We start from the raw sequence: 7,258 nt of genomic DNA, 5'->3' as shown, positions 1-7,258 counted from the left end.
CGTCCCGCAAAGGGTTCGGCGAATTCAACCGGTCGTCGCAACGATGGGTATTTCTGGCTCTGACAATAGTCGTTGCATGGCTTGAGTGGGTGTGATGCCGCCGAGTGTTTTGCGGGGTCGATTGTTGAGTTCGGTGGCGACTTCGAGTAGCCGCTCGGGCGAATGGACGGATAAGTCGGTGCCTTTGGGGAAATATTGGCGCAGCAGCCCGTTGGTGTTCTCGTTGGTGCCCCGCTGCCACGGCGAATGTGGATCACAGAAGTAGATGGCCATCTTTGTGGCCAGCGTGATCTTCCGGTGCTGAGCCAGCTCGGTGCCCTGGTCCCACGTCAGAGTCTTAGCCAAGTGCGCTGGGAGAGTCTTGATGGCGGCCAACAGCCCCTCGCGAACCGTGATCGCGCTGTGGTCACCTGGGAGGTGGACCAGCATCGTGAACCGGGTCTGACGCTCCACCAACGTAGCGATCGCCGACCGGCAGTGTGACCCCAAGATCAGATCCCCTTCCCAATGCCCAGGAACGGCGCGGTCCTCAACCTCCGCTGGTCGCTCGCTGACACATACTTCCCAAAGAGTACGCGGAACGTTTTTTTTCGATTGATGACAGCCCCGCATTGAGAAACTTGCAGGCGCGCACCCGAGGCATCCCTGCGCTTGTGGACCTCGACCTTCGGTTTAGTCAGATGGATGAATTTGGGGACTACCGGCAAATCATCAATGTGGCAGCGCCGCCCTTGGAAGATCTCGGTTCGCCGGCAACCAACGCCGAAATGGCCCGGATAGCGAACGAGGGTCTGGCCAAGCTGGTTGCAGATCATCCGGATCGCTTTGCGGGTTTCTGCGCTGCGGTGTCTCTCGACGACGTCGATCGAGCCATTGAAGAAGCGGAGTACGCGTTCACAGAGTTGGGGGCACTCGGTGTGCAAATCTACTGCCATGTAAACGGACAGCCCATGGACCAGGCTCGGTTAGACCCGTTCTACGAGATGGTTGCGCGAAGCGGCAAAATCATTCAGGTGCACCCCAACCGCACGTCCGCATGGTCGGACTTCCCGACGGAAACCCGCTCAAAATTTGAGATTTGGTGGGCGCTGGGCTGGGAGTACGATCTCTCCGTATTCATGGCGCGTGCCGTCTTTTCGGGGGCGCTTGAACGTTGGCCCGAGCTCAAATTTCTCATTCACCACGGAGGGGCGATGATCCCGCATTTCGCAGGCCGGGTGGGCGCCGGATGGGATCAGCTGGGGGCTCGAACGCCTGAAGATCAGAAAGAAGACGTGCAGGGCTATCCCCTGACCAAGCGTCCCCTCGAATACTTCAAGATGTTCTACTGCGACACGGCAACCTTTGGCGCTGAAGAAGCCTTGCGCACGTCAATCAAATTCTTTGGAGCAGACCGCGTCTTGTTCGCGTCAGACAGCCCATACGACCCGGAAAAAGGTCCCGGATTCATCCGGGCCACGATTCAGAATCTTGAGGACATCGACCTGACTGCTGAAGAGCGCTCCGCAATATATTCGGGAAATGCCAGTCGAATTCTCGGGTTGGATCTGGCTCTTGCCTCCGGCGCACGCCGCTAACCGAACGGGGACGGTATGAAACGCATACAGGTTGTAATTGCCGGAGCCGGGCCTGTGGGACTGACCTTGGCCATTGAGCTTGGACAGATGGGCGTGGAAGTCCTGGTCGTCGATAAGCGACCCGGGCTTGGGAAGCTCCCGAAGATGGAGCGATGTAACGCCAGGACCATGGAGAACTTTCGTCGGCTGGGTCTGGCCGACAGCATCAGGCAGGCAGGACTCGATAATGACATGCCCATGGATGTGTTCATCTGTGCAGAGAATCTCACTCGGCCACCGTTGGTTCATCATGACTACCCGTCGGTCAATGAAATGAAGGCTCGCTACGCGGAAATTCACGATGGCACCAGCGCGGCAGAGCCTTACCAGCTCATTTCTCAATATACTCTTGAGCCGCTATTGAGAGATGCTGCCGCAGCCACACCGGGGGTTCGAGTGGTATTTGACCGTGAGGTAATGAACTTCTCGCAGGACACGCATGGCGTAGAAACTGTCATTCGGTCAGCCGTCGGCGAGACTCAAATTATCTCGTCGGACTACCTCGTGGGCTGCGATGGGGCGTCGAGTACGGTGCGGAATGAACTTGGTATCGAATTGGTCGGGGAGTCCCTGCTGAAAATGAGGCAGGCCTTGTTCTACAGCGAAACCCTGATTGATCACATACCGATGGGCGTCGGTCGGCACTACCATTTCGCCGACGACAAATCTTCATTCTTGATCGTGCAAGATGACAAGAAGCATTTTTCCCTGCACGCGACGGTGCAGACTGATGCCGAGATGCCAGCCCTGTTCGAGAAGATCGTCGGCTTTCCCATTGACTACAAAACGGTCTACGTGGGGTCCTGGCAACAGCAACTCAAGCTCGCCGATCGCTATCGTGATCGACGCGTTGTCCTTGCCGGCGATTCAGCGCACCTCGTTATCCCAACGGGTGGGCTGGGCATGAACACGGGCCATGGTGATGCGGTGGACCTGGGATGGAAGCTCGCAGCCACGTTGCAGGGATGGGGCGGCCCTATTCTTTTGGACTCGTACGAGGCCGAGCGTCGACCGACCGGAGCACGGAACATCGCGGCGTCACGAAAAGCAGCGACCGGTCGGCGAGCGTGGCGAGCTCTCTGGGAACCCGAGCTGGCCGACGAATCGCTTCGAGGCGAGACGCTCCGTGAGAGGCTCGCTGGTCGAGCCGACATCGAGCAACGCTGGAGCAATGACCTGTATGGGATCGAACTCGGATATCGCTACGCACATTCGCCCGTGATCGCGTATCCAGTGGACGATGTTCAAGTTGAAGATCAGTTGGATTTCCAGTACAGACCCACGACTCGCCCGGGCGCACGGATACCCAATACGTGGTTGCTCGACGGGCGTCCCTTTCAAGACCTGCTGGGCAAGGGATACTCACTCATCGCGTCGACCGCGTCCGTGGAAGGGATCGATCGGCTGCAGGCCGCATTTGACGACTTAGATGCACCCTTTCAATATGTGGAGGCCGAGTCAGTGGATTCCATAAATGTCTACGGTGACGGTCTCTTGCTTCTAAGGCCTGACCTCCACATCGCCTGGCGTGGGCGCGTCATCCCCGACGATGCAAAGGGTCTAGCGATGTTAGTCACCGGGTTTCTCTCATCGCAACCAGATTGACTCGGCTGCTTGCCAGGTGCCACAGTGAGTGTCACATGATCTGGATTTGCCGAGTTCTGACTACGAACTCCCGGTCGCGCCTATCCGGCCTGGTTTGAGGTGGCCTCATTCTGCCTTGCAAGCGTCTCAAGGGCGCGTCGCACGCCCTCCACTGCAACGTGGCCGGCGGTTTCGACATGTTCTAGCATCGCCCGTTCTGCCCGCGCGGGGTCACCGGAAGCAATCGCCGCCAAGACGGAGTGGTGTTCCGTCACTGCCTTCTGCACGCGCCCGGGTTGCTGCGTCGTCAGCGTTCGGTAGCGGTCGACGTGGCCGCGAATCTGTCGGAGCATGTCGGCACACTGCCGGTTATCCGAGATGGTCTCTATACCTCGGTGAAACTCCGCACCGAGGCGGACCACCTCGACGTAGTCGTCTTTGAGCAGATCCATCAGATGCAGCAGCCGCTCGAGTGCAGGCAGTTCGTTTTGCTGGATGCGTTTCGTCGCATCTCGGGCGAGAAGCCCCTCAAGTCTCGCGCGGATGTCGTAAGTGCGCTGAGCGTCCTCGACGGAGATGGGGGCGACCATGGATCGCCCGGAAGCGAGTCGCACGACGAGCCCTTCGGCCATAAGGGCCTTGATCGCTTCACGTACCGGCGTCCGGCTCACGCCTAGTCGCTCGGCCAGCTCCGGTTCGCTGATGACTGTGCTCGGTGCCAGTCGTGCAGAAATGATCAATTCGCGCACTGCGGAGTACACGCCCACGGATGGTTCGAGTGGGCTAGCTTCGCGCGTCTGATTCACGCGCTCAGTCTGTCACAGCTGCATAACGGTGTGCAGCATATCTGTATACAGGTGTTCAACGACATTAGGCTGATCGAACGAGTCGCGGCAATGGTGCCGAGGCCGAGAAGTCAAAGGGGTTCCTTCTCGTGAAAAGTTCTAAAGCCATATTTGCAATCGGGGCGATCGTTGCACTCGCTTTGACGGGTTGTGCCAATTCCGCCAGCGAGGCCGAGCCTTCGGCTGCGGCCGGTTCCGAGGCCGTAAGCCTCGGCCGGGTTAATATCATTGCTCCAGCTGCTCCGGGCAGCGGTTGGGACCAGTCGGCCCGAGCCGTTCAGGACGCCCTACAAACGGCTGGCGTTGTCGATAGCGCGGAGGTGACCAACGTTCCAGGAGCATCCGGAACCGTCGCTTTGGCCCAGGTTGCTCCGCAGGAAGGTGAATCAGGCTTGCTCGTTATGAGCGGCCTGGCCATGATGAGCGGCATTATCACCAACGGCACGGGGGTCACGCTCGACAACCTCACCCCGATCGCCCGCCTCATCGGCGAGAGCGAAGTCATCGTCGTTCCGGAAGGATCGCCGTACGAGGACCTCGACTCCCTGTTCGCAGCCATCAAGAAGGATCCTGCATCTATCTCCATCGCGGGTGGTTCGGCCGGCTCGGCCGATCACGTCTTCATCGGTCTGCTGGCCCAGGAGTACGGGATTGACCCGACAGAGATCAATTACGTTGCCTTCTCCGGTGGTGGCGAAGCGACCACCGCATTGCTCGGCAACCAGGTCGTCGCCGGCATCGCTGGAACGGGCGAGTTTCAAGAGATGATTCTGGCCGGAAAGCTCCACGGTCTCGTCGTCTCCTCTCTCGAACCGGTTGCCAGCCTTCCTGATGTGCCGACCATGACGGATGCCGGCTTGCCGGATCTTGAGTTCGCCAACTGGCGTTCGATCATGGCACCTCCCGGAATCACCGCCGCTGAAAAAGAGGCCTACATCGCGGCGATCGTGACCATGCACGCATCCGCTGGTTGGAAAGAGACCCTCACCACCAATGCTTGGCAGGATTTGCTCATCACCGGGAGTGAGTTCGGCGACTGGCTCGACACCGAGAACGAGCGCGTCACCGGTGTACTGACCGATCTGGGTCTCGCCCAATAGTGTCTCCACACATCCACTCGAATTTCGAATCGCCGGCCGCAGCACGCGCTGTGGCCGGCGCCCCGGAATCTCGGCCGCAGCCGGGCGACCATCCTTCCAACGTCCCGTGGGGTGAATTCACCTTCAGTATCGTGCTCGTCGCATTGGGCGTTCTCGTGCTGCTCGACGGCCTGGGGCAGCCAGCATCGAAGTCAGCGTCGGGCATCGGCGCCGGATTCTTTCCCATCATCATGGCAGTGTTCTTACTCGCCATCGCTGCTTCGCTGGTCGTGCAGGCCCTCCGCGGGATGCGTGGCGAGGCCGACGAGGCCGAGGGAGACGTCGACACAACGACCACACGTTGGCGCCAGGCGTTGATGGTTGTCGGTGCGGTGCTCTTCTTTGCCACAGCGCTCGAGCCACTCGGGTACATCCTGACCAACGCGATCACCTTTTTCGCTGTGGCGTACGCAATCGGTGCACGGCGTTACCTGCGCGATGCCATTGTTTCCGTCGTGCTATCAATCGTGATCTACATCGTGTTTACGCGGGGGCTGTCGATTAGCCTGCCGGCGGGCATTTTTGAGGGGTTGTTCTGATGGAGGGTTTGGAAGGCCTGCTGCACGGTTTTGAGGTCGCATTCACGCCGCAAAACCTATTTTTCGCCCTAATCGGCACCATCGTCGGAACCCTTATCGGCGTGCTTCCGGGCATTGGCCCGGCACTGACCATCGCCTTGTTGCTGCCACTGACGTACGGGATGGAACCGGCCAGCGCGTTCATCATGTTCGCGGGGATCTACTACGGCGCGATGTATGGCGGTTCGACGACGTCGATTCTGCTGAAGACACCGGGAGAATCCGGGTCGATCATCACGGCCATCGACGGCAATAAAATGGCCAAAGCGGGGCGTGGTGCCGCGGCCCTCGCCACAGCGGCCATCGGATCGTTCATTGCGGGAACCATCGCCACAATGCTCGTGGCACTGTTCGCCCCGATGATTGTGGATGTCGCCATCAAGCTGGGCCCGCAGGACTATCTGGCCCTCATGGTAATGGCTTTCCTCACGGTAAGTGCTCTTGTCGGCTCGTCTCCGCTGCGCGGAATGGCCAGCCTGGCCGTGGGAATGGTCATCGGGCTTATCGGCATCGACTTCCAGAGCGGCCAGGATCGACTCACGTTCGGCATGGTGCGACTTCTCGACGGCGTCGACACTGTTATTCTCATCGTCGCGCTCTTCGCCATCGGCGAAGTCATCTACGTCGCCGCCCACCAGAAGTCGAGCACATTCGAACATATGTCGATCAAGGGTCAGCACTGGATGACGCGCAGCGACTGGAAGCGCTCATGGAAACCCTGGTTGCGGGGGACTGCTATTGGTTTTCCGATGGGCGTCATTCCAGCCGGTGGTTCGGAAATTCCGACCTTCTTGTCCTATTCGCTCGAGCGCAAGTTGTCCAAGCGACCTGAAGAATTTGGCAAGGGAGCGATTGAGGGAGTGGCCGGTCCTGAAGCCGCCAATAACGCTAACGCTGCTGGTGCCCTGGTGCCGTTGCTCACACTGGGAATTCCTACCTCGGCGACCGCAGCGGTGATCCTGGTGGCATTCCAGCAGTACGGCATCCAACCCGGCCCGCAGCTGCTCGATACCCAGCCGACCCTGGTCTGGGGACTGATCGCGAGCCTCCTCATCGGCAACCTGATGCTTCTCATCCTGAACCTACCGCTGGTGGGACTGTGGGTGAAAATCCTCAACATTCCTAAGCCCTACCTCTATGCAGGTATTGCCATGTTCGCTCTGCTCGGGGCGTACTCGGTCAACGGCTCGACCTTCGACGTGCTGCTCATGCTTGTGCTCGGTCTCATCGGGTACCTCATGCGACGCTTCGGGTACCCGGTTGCACCACTCATCGTCGGCGCTATCCTTGGCCCTCTGGCCGAGCTGCAGCTGAGGCGCACACTGGATATCTCGGCAGGCAATCTGGGCGCCCTTATTGATTCTCCGTTTTCAGCCGTCGTCTACTCGCTCCTGGCGATCGTGCTGATTGCCCCCGCTGTCGTGCGCCGCATCCTGCGGCGCCGCGCTAGCGAGACCGAACCGGTCGTGCGGTCAACCATCCTCACCAAATAGCTG

General features: G+C 59.5%; 6 protein-coding genes and 1 pseudogene. 5 read left to right on the top strand and 2 right to left on the bottom strand.

Annotation, left to right across the window (positions count from 1 at the left end):
* Nucleotides 1–24: 24 nt before the first annotated feature.
* Nucleotides 25–561, bottom strand: a pseudogene (locus BLS91_RS13650) (IS30 family transposase); the annotation flags it as partial.
* 92 nt (nucleotides 562–653) lie between these two features.
* Between BLS91_RS13650 and BLS91_RS13645 the strand changes: the two are divergent.
* Nucleotides 654–1,577: an amidohydrolase family protein gene (locus BLS91_RS13645; RefSeq protein ID WP_198412704.1), complete on the top strand. Its 924-nt coding sequence runs from the start codon at nucleotides 654–656 to the stop codon at nucleotides 1,575–1,577.
* Nucleotides 1,578–1,592: 15 nt separating this feature from the next.
* Nucleotides 1,593–3,221 carry an FAD-dependent monooxygenase gene (locus tag BLS91_RS13640; RefSeq protein WP_092341300.1) on the top strand — a complete coding sequence of 543 codons (1,629 nt, stop codon included), beginning with the start codon at nucleotides 1,593–1,595 and terminating at the stop codon, nucleotides 3,219–3,221.
* An 80-nt stretch (nucleotides 3,222–3,301) separates the two neighbouring features.
* Here the strand turns inward: BLS91_RS13640 and BLS91_RS13635 are convergent, their stop codons facing one another.
* The gene (locus tag BLS91_RS13635) at nucleotides 3,302–4,006 is read right to left on the bottom strand and encodes a GntR family transcriptional regulator (RefSeq protein ID WP_092341299.1); all 705 of its coding nucleotides are present in this window, start codon (nucleotides 4,004–4,006) and stop codon (nucleotides 3,302–3,304) included.
* A 359-nt stretch (nucleotides 4,007–4,365) separates the two neighbouring features.
* Between BLS91_RS13635 and BLS91_RS13630 the strand changes: the two genes are divergently transcribed.
* The 3 genes from BLS91_RS13630 to BLS91_RS13620 all read left to right on the top strand — a co-directional run bounded on the left by BLS91_RS13630 (nucleotide 4,366) and on the right by BLS91_RS13620 (nucleotide 7,255).
* Complete coding sequence (locus tag BLS91_RS13630; RefSeq protein ID WP_198412703.1) at nucleotides 4,366–5,145, top strand: Bug family tripartite tricarboxylate transporter substrate binding protein; 780 nt, start codon at nucleotides 4,366–4,368, stop codon at nucleotides 5,143–5,145.
* A 131-nt stretch (nucleotides 5,146–5,276) separates the two neighbouring features.
* Nucleotides 5,277–5,723 carry a tripartite tricarboxylate transporter TctB family protein gene (locus BLS91_RS13625; protein WP_159433862.1) on the top strand — a complete coding sequence of 149 codons (447 nt, stop codon included), beginning with the start codon at nucleotides 5,277–5,279 and terminating at the stop codon, nucleotides 5,721–5,723.
* Nucleotides 5,723–7,255, top strand: coding sequence for a tripartite tricarboxylate transporter permease (locus BLS91_RS13620; protein ID WP_092341297.1), 1,533 nt, complete (start codon nucleotides 5,723–5,725; stop codon nucleotides 7,253–7,255). Before BLS91_RS13625 ends, BLS91_RS13620 begins: the two co-directional genes overlap by 1 nt.
* The last annotated feature ends 3 nt before the right edge of the window (nucleotides 7,256–7,258 follow it).

The sequence above is a fragment of the Cryobacterium flavum genome (assembly GCF_900103805.1).
GTDB classification, from domain to species: domain Bacteria; phylum Actinomycetota; class Actinomycetes; order Actinomycetales; family Microbacteriaceae; genus Cryobacterium; species Cryobacterium flavum.
Note: the sequence above shows the minus strand (reverse complement) of the source record. Positions and strands in the feature narration are given on the sequence as shown.

Coding starts and splice junctions, on each gene's coding strand:
- BLS91_RS13620 (WP_092341297.1), top strand. CDS start 5,723: ATGGAGGGTTTGGAAGGCCTGCTGCACGGTTTTGAGGTCGCATTCACG.
- BLS91_RS13640 (WP_092341300.1), top strand. CDS start 1,593: ATGAAACGCATACAGGTTGTAATTGCCGGAGCCGGGCCTGTGGGACTG.